A 15,461-nucleotide genomic window follows, 5' to 3' on the forward strand; every position below is an offset into this window, starting at 1 on the left:
AATCAAATATGAGAGCCCAAATGTACGTTAGTTGATTCGGGATTTTCAACAAAAGCCTTCAATGCATGCATGTTTGCCGTAAAGGCAATTTCATCCCAAGGAATTTCATCAGGACTAAAGAAGTTAATCTCAGTACTTTCAGGTGTTAGCTTGTAGTCGGTGCGGTCAGTTATGGCTTTATAAATAAGGTAAACTTGGTTGGCCGGGACCACACTGTAAACTGAATGCAAATGCTGTATTTCTACTTCTAACCCTGTTTCTTCTAACACCTCCCGAAGAGCGCCTACTTCCGTGGTTTCATCATTCTCCATAAAACCACAGGGCAAGTTCCAAAAACCCATTCTAGGCTCAATTCCTCTCCGCGCTAATAGCACCTTTCCATCATTCACCACTAAACATCCCACTACCATGAGTGGATTGCTGTAATGGATGGAGTTGCAATCAGAACAGACGGCTCTGGAGCGGTGATCTCCTTCGGGAATTCTATATTCTATTGCGTCTGATCCGCAAGTAGGACAGTAGTTCATCACTTGTTTCTAGAGGTTCGAACTTGAACACCTAATCTATTCAAAAGTGTGTAAAGTCCGAAATAAGTTCGGTTTAGATAGATGGCATCCGCTGGTCCACGTCCAGCCCCGATTTTTCTAATCTTCGAGTCTTTTCCAAAACGTTGTCCCAATTCAAAGACCGCTTTGATATAGGATTCATCGCCAAAATCAAACTTTTCTTCCATAAAGGGACGTCCTAAAAGCGACAAAAATTCTCGCATGGTGGATGATATGAATTCCTTTAGTTCAAGGTCATCAGATTCATTGTAGAATTCGAGTTCTAGCAAGGCATCATCCAGCTTCTGGTCATTGGTCAAGATTTCAGCATCTGTGAGCTTGAAGAAGGAATGGTAGAACTTTTCTGGAAGGTTCTTCACGCACCCAAAATCAATCACTCCTACGGTTCCATCTTCGCGAATGAGGAAATTTCCTGGGTGTGGGTCGGCGTGCAGCGATTTGAGTTCATGGATCTGATAATCGTAAAAGTCCCAAAGTGCCTGACCTACTTTTTGACGAACTTCATAGGAAGGATTTGACTCCGTAAACTCTTTAAGGTGAACACCTTCCATCCAATCCATGGTGAGAATTCGATCTGAGCTCAACTCGGGATAATAGGTGGGAAAAGTAAGTCCACTGATGTGAGCACAGGCTTTGCTAATTTCAACACTGCGTTTGAGCTCTAAACTGTAGTCGCACTCTTCCTTCATGCGTCCAGCCACTTCTTCTAAATAGTGATCGATATCCGAGTTGTTCAACTGAAACAATCGAGCAGCCATGGGTTTTACAATACGCATGTCAGATTCTAAGCTATCTTGAACACCAGGATATTGAATTTTGACAGCTAAGAGTTTTCCATCCAGTTCGGCGCGATGAACTTGCCCCATACTAGCAGCGCTTATCGCACTCTTTGAGAAGGTGTCGAATACATCCGTCGGAGATTTTTGAAAGGCCTTTTGAAAGGTGCGAACGACAAGGGGATAGGAAAGAGGGGGAGCGCTGTATTGCGCTAAGGAAAATTGATTCGTATACGCTTCAGGCAAGATTCCCTGATCCATACTCATCATTTGAGCCACTTTTAAAGCGGAACCTTTTAGCTCACTTAAAGCGCCATAAATGTCTTGCGCATTCGCTTTGTGCAAGTCTTCATCTGAAGCTTCTGAATTGACTAGTTTCTTTGCGTAGTGTTTGAGGTAATTTCCTCCAATTTGGGCACCGGTCTTTATAAAACGACCTGTTCTTGCACCTCTGGAGGTGGGAATCTTATCTTGTTCTTTCATCTGAAATTCTGAAATAGAAATTTACCTAAATCCAGTGCGGAGTCGAGTGAACCTTTGTTCAGCAAATCGAAACCAAGGTTCACACTCTTTTCAATGGCTGCGTCTGTCTTTTCAAATCCAACACTATCGTCTTTCATCCAAAATCCAGTGATAAACAGGAGGTTGATCCAAAGAGCCTCATCGTAGTGATCAGAAACCTTGAATCTTCTCTCAATTTCTCCATTTGAGCTTCCTTCTTCAATCCAGTTGCCAAAGCTCTTTTTAGCATGTGATCTAAGCTCCTTTAATGCACTTTCAGGGAAGGGAGTCCATTGGTGTTTGAAGCTGAGAACGTAGAACGATCGACGCTCTTTTAGCACTTCAACCCAAGCAAACGCAAACGTTAGATACTTGTCGCGGACACTCAATTCGGCTAGTTCGTCATCGTTATTGACACGATGATAGGCATGGTCGAAGGCATCCTTCCAAATGGATGCTTCCAGTTGGTCGAATGAAGTGAAGAAGTTATAAAAGTCACCTTCTGAAATTTCCATAGCATCACAGAAGGCATAGATGGAAGGTGGACGATGTCCAGTCAGGCAATATTCTCGAACATAAGCGTCAAGCAAAGTGGTTTTTGTCACCTTGCTCTTGTTGGATGTAGAGGTAGGCATAATACATTGATTTACTAGGTTAAACAACTAGAGACGCTCAATGTTGCGCTTTCACATAACTTTGACTATTTCAGGATATCCCAGGTGTGATCTGCCAGCAATCTCACGGTGTAAACAAAGGCGTCGTACTTCATTCCAGAGGACCATTCGTTGGGGCCAATCATGGAGAGTACATAGGTTTCATCTGCCTTTTGATAAAGATGGTAGATGTGGTTGATTTCGGGCTTGAAAGGAATGTGAGCCGCGTAGATCATTTCGCTCAATTCTCTGCGCTCCTGAATGGCTTTAGCTTGATGCGCAAGAAGCTCCATTTGCTGACGAATTTGCTCGAGCTGTTGATCCGTCTGATGATCCATGGCTTCAAGAGCTCTCGACCGATTTCTGTTCAAATCGGGGACGGTAATCTTGGCTCCACCTACCGTGTGCGCATACGGTAAATTGGAAGGAGAATCTGTGATCTTGTCAGGATCTATGGGGTTTTGCTTGCTCATACAATGATAAGACCTTCACGTTCATCGCCATAAATCTCCGCAGTGCCGCTCTTGTAGTTCATGGCCGACATCAATGCCAGCAAGGAGTCTAGGTGATGCCATGTTTTGATATCGCTACAATCCATGTTAATATTGGGATTGAGTGCATCTTGAAGCTTAGAACGACACACATTCAATTGGGTGGAGTTTGCTTTATATCCCAGATTTTGTAGGTCGTACCGAGTTGCTAGAATTTTCGGATAGGTCTCCATCACTTCGATTTCCATTTCTTCAAGTAGGTCTTTCAGTCGGATGGCACGAGCGGTTAATCCACCTAAAAACATAGGACTCATAGCCTTCAACTCTTTATCTGCTCTTCTGAACATGTAGTCATCGAGTCCTAAACATCCGCGGTATTTTCCGGGCAATGAGAGAGGGGCATCAATAAAAACGCAATTGGGTTTGAAGTGATCCGCAGCTTTGAGGATGAAATCGTCCGCATCTACACCATCATCTACATCCAAAAAGTAGATGCTCCCATTTTTAAAAATGGAAATTACAGTTGTGCCTGCGAGCTTGCTGCCAAAATCAATTCCGAATAACACTTCACTCATGCCATAGAGTCTTTAAAGGTGCCGAAGATACGTTCAACGGCTGCGAATCTAAATTCGAAGATGCTATTCAATTTTCGCTTTACCAAAAGTGGATGTGCGAGTTTACCAATCCATCCAAAAGGTAGGGCATAACTGACGATGTCGGTCATCTCGACACCTCCCTCAATTTCTTTGAAATGGTGTTCATGATGCCAGATTTTATAAGGGCCTACACGCTGTTCATCAACAAAAAACGACCGATTAACTACATGCGTAATTTCGGTTGTCCAATCCATTTTTATTCCGAGTAATGGCGTCACTTTGTAATTGATAAACATGCCCTGATACATCTTCTCAGGAACTTCACCGAGAATGTGAAACCCCATGTCATCAGGTGTGATTTCATTTAAATTTCCCGGTGATGAAAAATACGCCCAGGCCTCATCTAATGAAATTGGAATTCGCTGTGTAGTGCGCAATGTGTACATTTCGTGGTTTTTAAAAAAGAACACAAGTCATGCGTGTAAAGTTCACATTGTTGTTGTCTCTTGTTGCAACTCAAATCTCCTTTGGCCAATTGCTGGATTTAGAGATGCGTCATGAAGATAATCAAACGTATACCTACCCAGAGTTAATCGACGCTTATAAGAAACTGGATGAAGCTAGTGACAATGCGGCTCTCATCGTTTTAGGTGAATCGGATTACGGACTTCCGATACACGCTTTGGTTGTGACGAGTGAAACCACAACTCCGGAAAACATTGATTCCTTGCGTCAATCGAAATGGGTGATTGCTGTGAATAATGGCATTCATCCGGGAGAAAGTTGTGGAGTAGACGCCTCTCTACATTGGCTTAATGCAATGCTTGCTGATCCATCCATAGATGAAAAGACTATGCTAGTGGTGATACCGATGTACAATATTGGAGGAGCTATGAACAGAAGGCCTTATACAAGAGCTAATCAAAATGGCCCTATTAATCAGGGCTTTAGGGGGAATGCCAGAAATTACGATTTGAACAGAGACCTGATTAAGGCCGACACTAGGAACACGTATGCACTCTATGAGCTATTCAAGCGATTTGATCCCGAAATATTTGTAGATACGCATTCAACCAATGGTGCAGATTACCCGTATGAAATGACTTTGATCACGAGTCCTTGGCAGAAGTATCCTGCTCCCATGCGCGATTTAGTTTTTGAAGCTGAAGCCTTCATGTTCAATGAAATGGAGGAAAGGGATGTGTTGATGTCTCCTTACGTGAATGTCTTTGGGAGAACTCCCAATGCAGGATTTGCCATGTTTGAAGAAGGTGCTATGTATACCACAGGATACGCGGCTCTCTGTGGCGCTGTTGCTTTTGTGACAGAAGCACACATGTTAAAGCCTTATGAAGTGCGCGTGAGAGCTACTACAGCTTTCTTGGAAGGAGTTTTAGATCTTGGACGTGAAAAGGGAAGTCAGATCCGAGCAGCCAAGTTGCAGTATCGAAACGCTTCGTTAGATTCCTACACGATTCGATGGGAAATAGATAGTAGTCAGCACTCTTTACTTGATTTTCAATCTTTTAAAGCTGATGTGGTATCCAGTGCGGTTACGACAGGCGAGCGATTGAAGTACAGTGAGGAGGTAGAAGAGGTGGAGTTGCCTTATTACAACCGACTCATTGAAGTTGAAACCGTACGAGTTCCTCAGTATTACTATATCCCTTTTGGTCAGCACGATATCGTTGATCGCTTTATAGCAGCCGGGGTGGAGATGGATACGGTAACATTTACTCGACCGTCAAGGGTACCTGAATACGTAGTTAGTTTTAACATTGAAGCGTATCATTTAGCAGATCGGCCGTACGAAGGGCATGTTATGCTTAGAGATTTGCAAGTGGTAGAAGATGAAATTTTGATTGGAACATATTCAAAGCTAATGTGTTATCGAATTTCAACACAACAAAGGATGGGAAGATATGTGGTTGAGTGTTTGGAGCCGATGGCTTCTAGCAGTTTTGTGAAGTGGAATATGTTTGCCACGTATTTTCAACAAAAGGAGCACTACAGTTCCTATGTCTTTGAAGATACAGCTGAAGAACTACTACAGAGATATCCCGATCTCAAGGCCCGATTTGAGGCGATGAAAGAAGGAAGTGATGAATTCGCTCAAAACCCTTCAGCTCAATTGTATTGGATATACCAACAATCAGAATGGTTTGAACCGGAATACATGCGACTACCTTATTTCAAGTCGGTCAATTAGATTTCTTAATGATACGGAACTCGTTTCCTTCTATTAATAGTAGGGTAGAAGGGAGGCTATCATCTTTTTCAGAAATCTCTTCAGATTTTGTTTCAGTGAAAGGAAGCTCTGGAGCACCTGTTTTTTCAAGGGGTTCCTGTGGAATAGGAGGATTTTCAACCTTCTGAGATTTGCCTAAAAGAAGCCAAGATGGGTCTATCTCTGGAAAAGCGTCAAGAATCTGAAGTACCACGTGTAAACTAGGCTTATTTCGTCCCGATAAGATGTGACTAATAATGGGACGCTTGATTCCAATCTTGTCGGCAAAGGCCCCGTTGCTCAATTTCCGTTTAGAAATGATCTCTGTTATACGTTTGGTAATATCTTCCATGCTTCAAATGTAAATAACAATTGTTACAAGGAACGAAATGTATATGTGATTATTTCTTCACCATCTTTGTTCTTGTATTCGGCGATTAGTACTCGATCTCCAGATTCACCTTTCACCGTAATCAGTGCGTAGTTACGCTGATGAATCAGTTCACCTATTCTGTTTGAATTGTTCTCTCCTTTGGTAGCACTTGCTACACCTGAAGTAAGGGGAGAGATAGTTAAGTCTACTATGCGGAAGCCTTCTTTTGTTTGTATTGATGAAGCTTCAGAGTGGTGTCTATCACCTGTGAGGAAAATGATGTTATTCGTCTCAAGAGAAGCAAGACGATCCAAGAGATACTCTTGCTCTTCAGGATAGGTTGCATACGTCTCAAACACGGCTTCGGAGTTAAGAACTTGTCCTCCTATAGAAATGATGAAGAAGCTAGCGCGATTGTAAAACTCTATTTGCGATATAAGCCATTCGATCTGCTCCGTTCCAAGTATCTGAGGAGTGGGTGAGTTGGTCGAAGTACGATGAGTTCTGTTGTCTAATCCTATAAAGACAACATCACTATGCACTTGTATCCAACGCAGGTCGTTAACATTTCTAACTCCGTATTGAGATCGAGGCCAGAAAGTTTTAAAGGCAGTCAAACCACTATCAATTAAGAAGTATGAGCTGTTCATGTCGTTTGGCCCACAATCGTGATCATCTAGAATCGCGTAGTTAGGACGAGTGGAAAGTAACTTTTGTAAATGCGCATTTGTTCGGTCTTGAATAAAGCGTCGCGACAATCCAGACGGACTAGAATAGTCTGATGGGCGTTGATACACATTATCCCCCAACCATAGTGTGAAATCAGCATCCTCCGCAGCCATAGATGTAAAGATTTCATAATCTCCGCCGTATGGACTACCAGGGCGATCGGTATCTTCTTCATTTATATAATTACAGCTACCGGCTACAAAGCTAAAGTCAGGTGCAGGAACCCTGTGCTGCCAATCCAAAGGAGTGTGAATACTCGCCAACGCAACCACTCCCGTGTCTGTTGGGGCATAATTGTTGGCGTACTTGACCCTAAGATCATAAGACTGGTTAGGGGTTAAACCTGTAAATCGAATGGGCAAATTCTGTTCATATGAAATTCTTGCTCCTTGTTTATCGTGTATAACACCCTTGTTGTCATTTGAGAGATAGAATTCTAGACGATAGGATGCGTCATATGCAATGCATGAGAAGTATGCTTCACGGTGATTGACCTCACCAATGGTGACTTGCAAATGGGGTTGAGCAAATGAAAGCAGGGGGATGGAAGCAAGAACGCTTAGATACTGTATCTTGGTCATTGAAATCAGGTTATAAACAGCGAAAGTATAGAGTGTATGTAAACTCTAGATTTCGTTTCAAGTTATTAAACTCTTCTTCAATGTCTACTTCTGACTCTACCTTGACTAATGCATTGTCATGGTGGCACTCCAATAGTGAACCGCATGACCGTTGGCTTACTCATGCTCAAATGGTGAGATTGTTTACAAAAGTAAACGTTAACTATAGCGTAATAGGAAGGTCGGTAGAAGGAAGAGAGATTCGCGAGTATGTTCTTGGCACCGGAAGTCGCGGAGCAGTGCTATGGTCGCAAATGCACGGCAATGAAGCGACTGCTACTTACGCACTGGTGGATTTACTTTTGTATATAGAGTCGCATGCTCAAGAATCTTGGTTAGCGGATGTATTAAGGCGAATTCATATACGGGCTATTCCGATGGTTAACCCTGATGGAGCGGAAAGATGGAGTAGACGTACTGCGTTGAATATCGATCCCAATAGAGATGCTGTGGCCTTGAGTTCACCAGAAACGAAATTACTCATGGATCGCATCAAGGCATCTGGCGCTGAAGTTGCGTTTAACCTACACGATCAGCGCAACATATTCCACTTAGAGGGCACTGATCACAGTGCAGTCATCAGTTTTTTAGCACCTTCAGCCGATGCGAGCAGATCGGTTAACCCTACGCGCCGAAAATCGATGAATTGGATATCTCATTTACAGAAGATCACCAAGCAGTTTTACGAACCTGGAGCGGGTAAATATACTGATGAGTACTATCCTACGGCATTTGGAGAAAATGTTCAAGCTTTGGGGATTCCCACTATTTTGATTGAATCAGGTGCTGCTCCCGGTGACCCGAATAGAAACGTGGCTAGGAAACTCAACTTTATTCTGCTGATAGAAGCTTTGCGCGTACTGTCGAATTCGACCGTTTTGAACGATTATTCCATTGCTGATTACAAGGCAATCCCACTTAACGACAATAAGCAGTGGGATTTAAAGATTGAGAATGTAACGATTCGCTATTCAGATCGAAGCATTGTTGCGGATCTAGGGATTCGGTATAACTACCATCCTGATAAAACGACGGGCAAGTTGGCGTACATGGCAATTCTTGGAGATATCGGCGATCTTTCCCATCAATGTGCCTTGCAAACGATAGATGCTAAGGAAGCGGTCTTCGAGAATGGAGAAAGGCTACCTCAATTGGATGAGGCAGCCTCGTTCACTCTCTATGGAGAGCAGAATATCTCCATAAAGAATGGCGTTCTTATTCCTTAGCGGTATCAGCAGAAGCTATCACTTGAAGCGTATTGCATCTCACTTCGGTCACATAGTGGGTTTGCTCGCCTTTTTCGTAAGAGTGAGTAGTGAGCTTTCCTTCTAAAATGACGCGTTTTCCCTTTCTTAAGTGTGACTCTACATACTCGGCGTCTTTACCCCATGCAATAGCACGATGCCACTCCGTCGATTCAATACGTTCACCTTTGTCGTTGGTGTAGTAATCATTTGTAGCAATTGAGAACGAGGCTTTCTTCTTGCCGCTTTCAAATGTGGTGATTTCAGGATCTTTCCCGAGCGACCCCATTAGGGTAACACGATTAACACTGTTTTTCATAACCCATCATATTTTGATTAAGACTTCAAAAGTGAGGTAATGAAAAAGAGAAGTGCCGTGTATAGATGGGTACAATCGTCTACACACGTTTGCAAACGACTATTCTTTTTGAGATTTGTTGCTTTTTAAAAACAATGTGTACATTAGAACAGCCTGCATCGCTTTTTTAACCAAATCACCAACCAAAATGGACACAAAATGTCTACACTGCGGAGCAAGTTTCTATGGTCGTACTGACAAGAAATTCTGCGATGATCATTGCAGAAGCACTTACCACAATGCTTTAAATTCTGAATTTTCAAACATGATGCGCTATACGCATCGCCGTTTGAGAAAGAATTGGAAAATCCTGACTTTCCACTTTAAGAAAGGGGAGTACACCCTTCCTTATCAAAAATTACACAAGAAAGGGTTTATGATTGATTTGATGACCGGAATTGTTCGAGAAAACGATCGAGTCATCTACAAGTGTTATGAACATCTATATGAGCTGAGCGATGATGGGTGTATCCACCTCGTGGGTATAGATGTAGAACGTCAACTCAAGTAAGATTAATTCTTCTTGAGGCCGTGTATAACTTGGAATGCGCGGTTCAAATCGCTCTCTGTTACAATTACGGTGAATTCATTGGTTGTAGAGATAACTTCTACAACGTTGATTCCGTTTTGAGCGAGCTGCTTGAATAAGTAGTAGTACAAACCGAGTACATCTGTATTGGTTTGTGGAAGCTTCACGGTAATGGAAGATAGCGGAGAGCGGGATTGAACCATTCGTTCCTTGGCATAACACTTCTTGACCGTTTCATCCAGTTTTTGAGAAACGACTACAGTTGTTTCTTCCACACCTCTGGAGAATGTATGAAAGACATCTCCCATGTTGGTTAGCTCTTGCAAGAACTTAGCTTGAGCTTCTACGAGTGTGGAAGAGTTGATGAAAGTGTAATCAACAAGTCCAGATCGAACAACGATATCACCAAGGCTCTTGATGTAGAGAGTGAGTTTGTGCTTGGCTCGGTAAGATCCTGGAGGGTCTAATCGGCGGATGGCCATAATCACAGCACCTTCCTTCAGCTCTTTGCCTAAGTGCTCTTCTAAATCGGGCATTAGCTGTCTTGCGAGAGCAGAAACGTTGAGTAGATTCTCATGTAATGCCTCTTCAAGAAACGGGTGTTCATCGAAGTACTTGAGTAAATAATCACGGAGCGTAGTCATGGTCTAGATGTAGTTAGTTGAGAGTTTAAAATTAAACTCAGCGTCAAAAATAAGCGTAATAATCGAAATTATTGTTACATAATGTACCTTCGAGCCATGAGAGTGAAGAAACCTACTAGTGTGGCGATAATTGGATCTGGCAATGTGGGGCGAGGCTTAGCTTCATCTTTGTCGGCTAACGGGTACACAGTAACCTTTGGTGTTAGAGATTTAGAGAATTTTTCAGCGAAGAGCTGGCTCTCGGAACACCCGAGCATTTCTGTAGCGCGAGTAGAAGATGCTGTCGATCAATCCGATGTCGTTATTACAGCGTTTAAGCCTGAGGGATTGAAAGAGATGATCGAGCGGATGGGGGATCTCGAGAACAAGGTTCTTATTGACGCTATGAACTCCATCATGAACAAGCGCACTCCATTTGAGACCACTACACACGCGCTAGAAGAGCTTACTCATTGCAAGAATGTAGTAAAGTGCTTTAATACCACAGGAGCGAACAACTTGGCTAATCCTATGTTTGGCAGACAGGGCATGGACATGTTCTATGCTGGAAATGATTCATATGCCAAAGACGTAGCTCAGCAATTGGCTAAAGCCATTGGTTTTTCTGAGTGTTACGACTTGGGAGGTAGCGAATCCTATGTTTTACTAGAACAGTTAGCTATGGTTTGGATTCGAATCTCGAGAGGTGAAATTGGTAGAGATTTTGGATTTAAACTATTGCGTAGATAACGCAATCCTGTACGTACCTTTGCAAAATGTCCGAAACGCGAAGTAAATCTGTCATTATTGGCGGGGGAGCTGCTGGCTTCTTTGCTGCCATTGCTTGTGCTGAAGCTGATCCGTTCAGTGAAGTGGTAATCCTCGAAAAGACACCGAACTTGTTGGGAAAGGTGAAAATTTCTGGAGGAGGAAGGTGTAATGTTACACATGCATGCTTCAATCCTGATGAATTGGTGGAGTTTTATCCCAGAGGAACCGTTGAGCTCAAAGGTCCTTTTCATCGATTTGGAACGGCAGATACAATGGAGTGGTTCACAGATAGAGGCGTGGAGTTAAAGGTGGAGTCGGATAACCGAATTTTCCCTGTAACCGATGATTCTCAAACCATTGTTGATTGTTTGACAGAATTTGCAGAGCGTGCTGGTGTTGTCATCAAGACGAGAACTGGTGTAGAAGGACTAGAGAAAGAAGGTGATAAGTGGCTGGTTCGCCTCGAAGACAAGCAGGCGATTACAGCTGATAAAGTCTTGATTGCTACGGGGAGTAGTAAAAAGATGTGGGACTCACTTAAAAAGCTAGGACATAAGATTGTACCTCCTGTTCCTTCATTGTTTACATTCAATGTAAAAGACCCCAGAATTGCAGGATTGGCAGGGGTTAGTGTTCCTAATGTGGAACTTTCGTTACCCGCTTTTGGTATTGAGGCAAGCGGCCCTCTTCTCGTTACACATTGGGGGTTGAGTGGTCCAGCTATTCTTCGTCTCAGCGCCTGGGGAGCTCGTGATTTACACGGCACTTCATATCGTTTTCTTCTTCATGTGAATTTTGTCCCTCAACTGGAAGAGGAGTTGCTTTTGGATGTTTTGAACGATTTCAGAAAAGATCCAGATCAACAACGCAAACGCATTCACAGTAATGCGTTGTTTGACTTGCCGCTCCGACTCTGGAAGAATATCTGTACATCCGCCAAAATCCCAGAAAAAGCCACTTGGTCAGATGTGTCAAAACCCGGTTTGAAGAAGCTGGTAGATCAGCTTCACAAGGCGGAGTTTGTGGTTTCGGGTAAGAGTACATTTAAAGATGAGTTTGTGACAGCGGGGGGTATTGACTTAAATGATATCGACTTCCGCACTTTTTCTAGCAAGCTTCATGAAAACCTCTTTATGGCGGGAGAAGTCTTGGATATTGATGCCATCACGGGTGGATTCAACTTTCAGGCTGCTTGGACCGGCGGATGGATTGCTGGACACGCTATGGCGGGCGAGCAGGTTTAAAATTAACAGTATCTTTTTAGCGCTCTGTAACTAGCTGATAATTAATCGTATCGGATAAAATTTCGTTTTCTTAATTTGAACTTTGCTAAAAATAGTATCATTCTTATTATTTTAGCAAAGCAAAAGAAAACGACATGCATCATTTGTCCTCCAATTTAAAATACCTTCGGAAGCAGAAAGGGCTCACTCAAGCTCAGTTAGCAGAGAGAGTTGGACTCAAGCGTCCAATTATTGGCGCTTACGAAGAAGGGCGAAGCGAGCCTAAGCTTGCTACGCTTATACATTTAGCACATTTTTTTGAGGTCAATATCGACGCGCTAATTAGTGCTGATTTATCCGATCCGGAAGCTTTGTCAAGTGGTAACATTCCCGACACGATTGGTCGCTCTCTGCGAATTCTCCCGATTGCTGTAGATCGAGACAGTGATCAAGAGTTGAGTTCTCTGGTTCCAGTAAAGGCTTCAGCAGGATATCTAAACGGTTACGGCGATGTGGACTTCATAGAGCAATTGCCGCGATTTGATCTGCCTTTCCCTGAATTGACAGGGAATAGGAGTTATCGCGTGTTTCAAATTAAGGGAGATAGTATGCTTCCTATTCCTCCGGGATCTTACATTATATGTGCCTACGTACAGGATTGGTCGGATATAAAGAATGACGAATGCTATGTGATGGTCACTCGAAGCGAGGGTGTAGTCTACAAACGTGTCATAAGTGAGTTGAACAAGGGGTATTTCAGATTGAAATCGGATAATCTTGAATACGACCCGTATGAAGTTCCTGTTCACGATGTGATAGAAGTGTGGAAGGCTGTTGGCTTCACTTCGTTTGAGATTCCAGATGGTGTGACTTCCGCTTCAGATACGCATCATCTATCGGGAGCTCTACGTCAGATTCAAATGGACTTGAACGAAATCAAACAGAAAATATAAACCTCAGATGTCAAGCGTAAAGCCACAGCGAAAGCGGTACTTATTGCGGTCTTCTAGCGAGAGATCCATTGCTCACATGGACTTAGATACCTTCTTCGTCTCTGTGGAAAGACTGATGGATAGTCGTCTGAATGACAAGCCTATACTTATTGGCGGGACCAGCGATAGAGGGGTGGTGGCTTCGTGTAGTTATGAGGCTCGAAAATTCGGTGTGCATTCTGCTATGCCGATGAAGATGGCTCTTAACCTCTGTCCAGAGGCTATTGTCATTCGAGGAAACTCCTCCAATTACACAAAGTACTCGCAGCTAGTAACAGATGTTATCAAGGATGCGGTTCCGGCGTATGAGAAGTCATCCATCGATGAGTTTTATCTTGATTTGACGGGGATGGATCGCTTTTTCGGATGTTACCAATACACTTCAGAGCTGCGTCAGACAATTATGAAGGAAACGGGACTTCCTATTTCTTTTGGTTTATCAGTCAATAAGACGGTTTCAAAGGTGGCCACAGGAGAGGCGAAGCCGAATAACCAGATGCACATTGACTTTGGGCAAGAGCGGGGGTTTTTAGCGCCTTTGTCGGTTCGAAAGATTCCAATGGTTGGTGAAAAGACGTATCAAACCCTTCGGCACTTGGGGGTTAGGAAGATTCACACGGTTCAAGATATGCCTATGGAAATGATGGAGCGCGTGTTGGGTAAGCACGGCAAGGTGATTTGGGAGAAGGCTAGGGGAGTGGACTTGACGCCTATTATTCCATATTCAGAGCGCAAATCCATTTCTACCGAGCGGACCTTTGATAAGGATACTATAGATGTTGTGAAGCTGGATAGTATTCTAACGGCCATGGCTGAGAATTTAGCGTTCCAACTTAGGCGGGGAACGAAGTTAACCGCCTGTGTAGCTGTTAAGGTTCGCTATTCGGATTTCAATACACACACCCTGCAAGCTAGGATACCGTATACCGCTTCGGATCATATCCTAATACCAAAAGTAAAAGAGCTGTTTAGAAAACTATATGACAAGAGGTTGTTGGTTCGGCTTATTGGTATTCGAATGAGTCATCTGGTTAGCGGTGGACATCAAATGAATCTGTTTGAGGATAATGTTGAGATCCAACAGCTCTATCAGGCGATGGATAAAATGAGAGATAAGTATGGAGATCGGTCTGTTATTCGGGCGGCTGGAATGCAGGCTAGGAGTATAGGTAGAATGATGAATCCCTTTAATGGAGATCCGCCCATACTGTTGGCGAACAGAAGGTCGTGAGTGGTGATAGATTTCTTTTATGAAACGTTGTTATGATTTTTAAAATCAGGACTTTAAAATCGATTAATTAAAGCTATAGTTAGAGCCTAAAAAGCGCAATCATGTGTGGTAGATATGTAACAGTTAGCAAGGTTAAGGCGGTTGAAAAGAGATTCAACGCAGAGGTTCTGGCGCCTGAAAAATGGACTTTCAATACGAATGTAGGTCCCGGCTCTAACGCACCTGTCATTACCAATCACAATCCGGAATCTGTTCAACGATTTCAGTTTGGCTTCACGCCTCATTGGTCTAAGAAACCCATGTATGTTTTCAACGCTCGGTCTGAAGGAGATTTCAATTCTGATAACAATCCTAACTACCGCGGTGCAAAAGGGATTATTCACAAACCGATGTTTCAAAATTCCATTCGAGATAAGCGTTGTTTGGTTTTGGCGGATGCTTTTGTAGAGGGGCCTGAGGTTGAAAAGCTAAATAAACCCTATCTGGTTTACCTACGAGAACGCAGGCCTTTTGCTTTTGCGGGAGTCTGGGATGAATGGGTGAACACGGAGACAGGTGAAATATTGAGGTCTTTTGCTATTCTTACAACCGTTGCAAATTCTTTGATGCAAAAGATTGGTCACCATCGATCACCTGTTATTCTTGAGCCTGACGCCGAATTGGATTGGCTTTCGAGGGATTTGCCTCTTAGTGAGGTTACATCTCTGTTAGAGCCATATGATGCAGCCTTGATGAATGCGTACCCCATCAATAAGGCCATCAAAAACCCTAGATCCCAGGGGTTGGAGCTACTAAAGCCTGTGGGGCAAAGGGTTTTTACAGAGTATGATTATGAAATCTACGATGAGTTGAAGCTTGAGGGGATGGGGGAAACTCGAGCTCGACAAAGGAAGAGGCAACAAGAAGATCCTCCGTCGGGGCAGCAGAGCTTGTTCTAATCGTTTTACCATTTATAAGA

At 43.2% G+C, this 15,461-nt stretch carries 18 protein-coding genes; 8 read left to right on the plus strand and 10 right to left on the minus strand.

Annotation, left to right across the window (positions count from 1 at the left end; all coding sequences use genetic code 11):
* Positions 1-2: 2 nt before the first annotated feature.
* From F8C82_RS04710 to F8C82_RS04735, 6 genes are all read right to left on the minus strand, one after another.
* Complete coding sequence (locus F8C82_RS04710; protein ID WP_151692919.1) at positions 3-527, minus strand: NUDIX hydrolase; 525 nt, start codon at positions 525-527, stop codon at positions 3-5.
* The gene (locus F8C82_RS04715; protein ID WP_151692397.1) at positions 527-1,825 is read right to left on the minus strand and encodes an ABC1 kinase family protein; all 1,299 of its coding nucleotides are present in this window, start codon (positions 1,823-1,825) and stop codon (positions 527-529) included. Before F8C82_RS04715 ends, F8C82_RS04710 begins: the two co-directional genes overlap by 1 nt.
* Positions 1,822-2,478, minus strand: coding sequence for a TetR/AcrR family transcriptional regulator (locus tag F8C82_RS04720; protein ID WP_151692398.1), 657 nt, complete (start codon positions 2,476-2,478; stop codon positions 1,822-1,824). Before F8C82_RS04720 ends, F8C82_RS04715 begins: the two co-directional genes overlap by 4 nt.
* Positions 2,479-2,543: 65 nt before the next feature.
* Positions 2,544-2,969 carry a DUF2452 domain-containing protein gene (locus F8C82_RS04725; RefSeq protein ID WP_151692399.1) on the minus strand — a complete coding sequence of 142 codons (426 nt, stop codon included), beginning with the start codon at positions 2,967-2,969 and terminating at the stop codon, positions 2,544-2,546.
* The gene (locus F8C82_RS04730) at positions 2,966-3,562 is read right to left on the minus strand and encodes a DUF429 domain-containing protein (RefSeq protein WP_151692400.1); all 597 of its coding nucleotides are present in this window, start codon (positions 3,560-3,562) and stop codon (positions 2,966-2,968) included. The genes F8C82_RS04725 and F8C82_RS04730 overlap by 4 nt, the downstream gene beginning before the upstream one ends.
* Positions 3,559-4,029 (minus strand): SRPBCC family protein, encoded by a 471-nt coding sequence (locus F8C82_RS04735; RefSeq protein ID WP_151692401.1) that lies wholly within the window; start codon positions 4,027-4,029, stop codon positions 3,559-3,561. The genes F8C82_RS04730 and F8C82_RS04735 overlap by 4 nt, the downstream gene beginning before the upstream one ends.
* Before the next feature lie 29 nt (positions 4,030-4,058).
* Between F8C82_RS04735 and F8C82_RS04740 the strand changes: the two genes are divergently transcribed.
* Positions 4,059-5,792: a M14 family metallopeptidase gene (locus F8C82_RS04740; RefSeq protein WP_151692402.1), complete on the plus strand. Its 1,734-nt coding sequence runs from the start codon at positions 4,059-4,061 to the stop codon at positions 5,790-5,792.
* On the opposite strand, the gene F8C82_RS04745 is transcribed toward F8C82_RS04740, so the two are convergent.
* Entirely contained in the window at positions 5,785-6,162 is a 378-nt protein-coding gene (locus tag F8C82_RS04745) for a helix-turn-helix domain-containing protein (RefSeq protein ID WP_151692403.1), read from the minus strand. The two genes, F8C82_RS04740 and F8C82_RS04745, sit on opposite strands and share 8 nt — an antisense overlap.
* A 23-nt stretch (positions 6,163-6,185) precedes the next feature.
* The gene (locus F8C82_RS04750) at positions 6,186-7,493 is read right to left on the minus strand and encodes an alkaline phosphatase D family protein (protein ID WP_151692404.1); all 1,308 of its coding nucleotides are present in this window, start codon (positions 7,491-7,493) and stop codon (positions 6,186-6,188) included.
* Between the two features lie 80 nt (positions 7,494-7,573).
* Between F8C82_RS04750 and F8C82_RS04755 the strand changes: the two genes are divergently transcribed.
* A complete protein-coding gene (locus F8C82_RS04755) occupies positions 7,574-8,758 on the plus strand; it encodes a M14 family zinc carboxypeptidase (RefSeq protein WP_170266154.1) in 1,185 nt (394 codons plus the stop codon).
* Here the strand turns inward: F8C82_RS04755 and F8C82_RS04760 are convergent.
* Complete coding sequence (locus F8C82_RS04760; RefSeq protein ID WP_151692406.1) at positions 8,748-9,095, minus strand: single-stranded DNA-binding protein; 348 nt, start codon at positions 9,093-9,095, stop codon at positions 8,748-8,750. The genes F8C82_RS04755 and F8C82_RS04760 overlap by 11 nt on opposite strands.
* A gap of 304 nt (positions 9,096-9,399) precedes the next feature.
* On the opposite strand from F8C82_RS04760, the gene F8C82_RS04765 reads away from it, so the two are divergent.
* A complete protein-coding gene (locus F8C82_RS04765; protein WP_151692407.1) occupies positions 9,400-9,645 on the plus strand; it encodes a hypothetical protein in 246 nt (81 codons plus the stop codon).
* Between the two features lie 2 nt (positions 9,646-9,647).
* On the opposite strand, the gene F8C82_RS04770 is transcribed toward F8C82_RS04765, so the two are convergent.
* Positions 9,648-10,307, minus strand: a complete 660-nt coding sequence (locus F8C82_RS04770; RefSeq protein ID WP_151692408.1) for an ACT domain-containing protein — start codon at positions 10,305-10,307, stop codon at positions 9,648-9,650.
* Positions 10,308-10,403: 96 nt separating this feature from the next.
* Between F8C82_RS04770 and F8C82_RS04775 the strand changes: the two genes are divergently transcribed.
* The 5 genes from F8C82_RS04775 to F8C82_RS04795 all read left to right on the plus strand — a co-directional run bounded on the left by F8C82_RS04775 (position 10,404) and on the right by F8C82_RS04795 (position 15,441).
* Positions 10,404-11,036 carry an NADPH-dependent F420 reductase gene (locus F8C82_RS04775; protein ID WP_170266155.1) on the plus strand — a complete coding sequence of 211 codons (633 nt, stop codon included), beginning with the start codon at positions 10,404-10,406 and terminating at the stop codon, positions 11,034-11,036.
* A gap of 26 nt (positions 11,037-11,062) precedes the next feature.
* Complete coding sequence (locus tag F8C82_RS04780; protein ID WP_151692410.1) at positions 11,063-12,301, plus strand: BaiN/RdsA family NAD(P)/FAD-dependent oxidoreductase; 1,239 nt, start codon at positions 11,063-11,065, stop codon at positions 12,299-12,301.
* Between the two features lie 134 nt (positions 12,302-12,435).
* A complete protein-coding gene (locus tag F8C82_RS04785) occupies positions 12,436-13,233 on the plus strand; it encodes an XRE family transcriptional regulator (protein WP_151692411.1) in 798 nt (265 codons plus the stop codon).
* Positions 13,234-13,240: 7 nt separating this feature from the next.
* Entirely contained in the window at positions 13,241-14,503 is a 1,263-nt protein-coding gene (dinB, locus tag F8C82_RS04790; RefSeq protein WP_151692412.1) for a DNA polymerase IV, read from the plus strand.
* A 101-nt stretch (positions 14,504-14,604) separates the two neighbouring features.
* Positions 14,605-15,441, plus strand: coding sequence for an SOS response-associated peptidase (locus F8C82_RS04795; RefSeq protein ID WP_151692413.1), 837 nt, complete (start codon positions 14,605-14,607; stop codon positions 15,439-15,441).
* Positions 15,442-15,461: the final 20 nt, after the last annotated feature.

Source organism: Phaeocystidibacter marisrubri (assembly GCF_008933165.1).
Taxonomy (GTDB): domain Bacteria; phylum Bacteroidota; class Bacteroidia; order Flavobacteriales; family Schleiferiaceae; genus Phaeocystidibacter; species Phaeocystidibacter marisrubri.

What these genes read in the sequence shown, in the direction of transcription:
- F8C82_RS04710 (WP_151692919.1), bottom strand. Translation starts at nt 527, where the DNA reads ATGAACTACTGTCCTACTTGCGGATCAGACGCAATAGAATATAGAATT.
- F8C82_RS04715 (WP_151692397.1), bottom strand. Translation starts at nt 1,825, where the DNA reads ATGAAAGAACAAGATAAGATTCCCACCTCCAGAGGTGCAAGAACAGGT.
- F8C82_RS04720 (WP_151692398.1), bottom strand. Translation starts at nt 2,478, where the DNA reads ATGCCTACCTCTACATCCAACAAGAGCAAGGTGACAAAAACCACTTTG.
- F8C82_RS04725 (WP_151692399.1), bottom strand. Translation starts at nt 2,969, where the DNA reads ATGAGCAAGCAAAACCCCATAGATCCTGACAAGATCACAGATTCTCCT.
- F8C82_RS04730 (WP_151692400.1), bottom strand. Translation starts at nt 3,562, where the DNA reads ATGAGTGAAGTGTTATTCGGAATTGATTTTGGCAGCAAGCTCGCAGGC.
- F8C82_RS04735 (WP_151692401.1), bottom strand. Translation starts at nt 4,029, where the DNA reads ATGTACACATTGCGCACTACACAGCGAATTCCAATTTCATTAGATGAG.
- F8C82_RS04740 (WP_151692402.1), top strand. Translation starts at nt 4,059, where the DNA reads ATGCGTGTAAAGTTCACATTGTTGTTGTCTCTTGTTGCAACTCAAATC.
- F8C82_RS04745 (WP_151692403.1), bottom strand. Translation starts at nt 6,162, where the DNA reads ATGGAAGATATTACCAAACGTATAACAGAGATCATTTCTAAACGGAAA.
- F8C82_RS04750 (WP_151692404.1), bottom strand. Translation starts at nt 7,493, where the DNA reads ATGACCAAGATACAGTATCTAAGCGTTCTTGCTTCCATCCCCCTGCTT.
- F8C82_RS04755 (WP_170266154.1), top strand. Translation starts at nt 7,574, where the DNA reads ATGTCTACTTCTGACTCTACCTTGACTAATGCATTGTCATGGTGGCAC.
- F8C82_RS04760 (WP_151692406.1), bottom strand. Translation starts at nt 9,095, where the DNA reads ATGAAAAACAGTGTTAATCGTGTTACCCTAATGGGGTCGCTCGGGAAA.
- F8C82_RS04765 (WP_151692407.1), top strand. Translation starts at nt 9,400, where the DNA reads ATGATGCGCTATACGCATCGCCGTTTGAGAAAGAATTGGAAAATCCTG.
- F8C82_RS04770 (WP_151692408.1), bottom strand. Translation starts at nt 10,307, where the DNA reads ATGACTACGCTCCGTGATTATTTACTCAAGTACTTCGATGAACACCCG.
- F8C82_RS04775 (WP_170266155.1), top strand. Translation starts at nt 10,404, where the DNA reads ATGAGAGTGAAGAAACCTACTAGTGTGGCGATAATTGGATCTGGCAAT.
- F8C82_RS04780 (WP_151692410.1), top strand. Translation starts at nt 11,063, where the DNA reads ATGTCCGAAACGCGAAGTAAATCTGTCATTATTGGCGGGGGAGCTGCT.
- F8C82_RS04785 (WP_151692411.1), top strand. Translation starts at nt 12,436, where the DNA reads ATGCATCATTTGTCCTCCAATTTAAAATACCTTCGGAAGCAGAAAGGG.
- dinB (WP_151692412.1), top strand. Translation starts at nt 13,241, where the DNA reads ATGTCAAGCGTAAAGCCACAGCGAAAGCGGTACTTATTGCGGTCTTCT.
- F8C82_RS04795 (WP_151692413.1), top strand. Translation starts at nt 14,605, where the DNA reads ATGTGTGGTAGATATGTAACAGTTAGCAAGGTTAAGGCGGTTGAAAAG.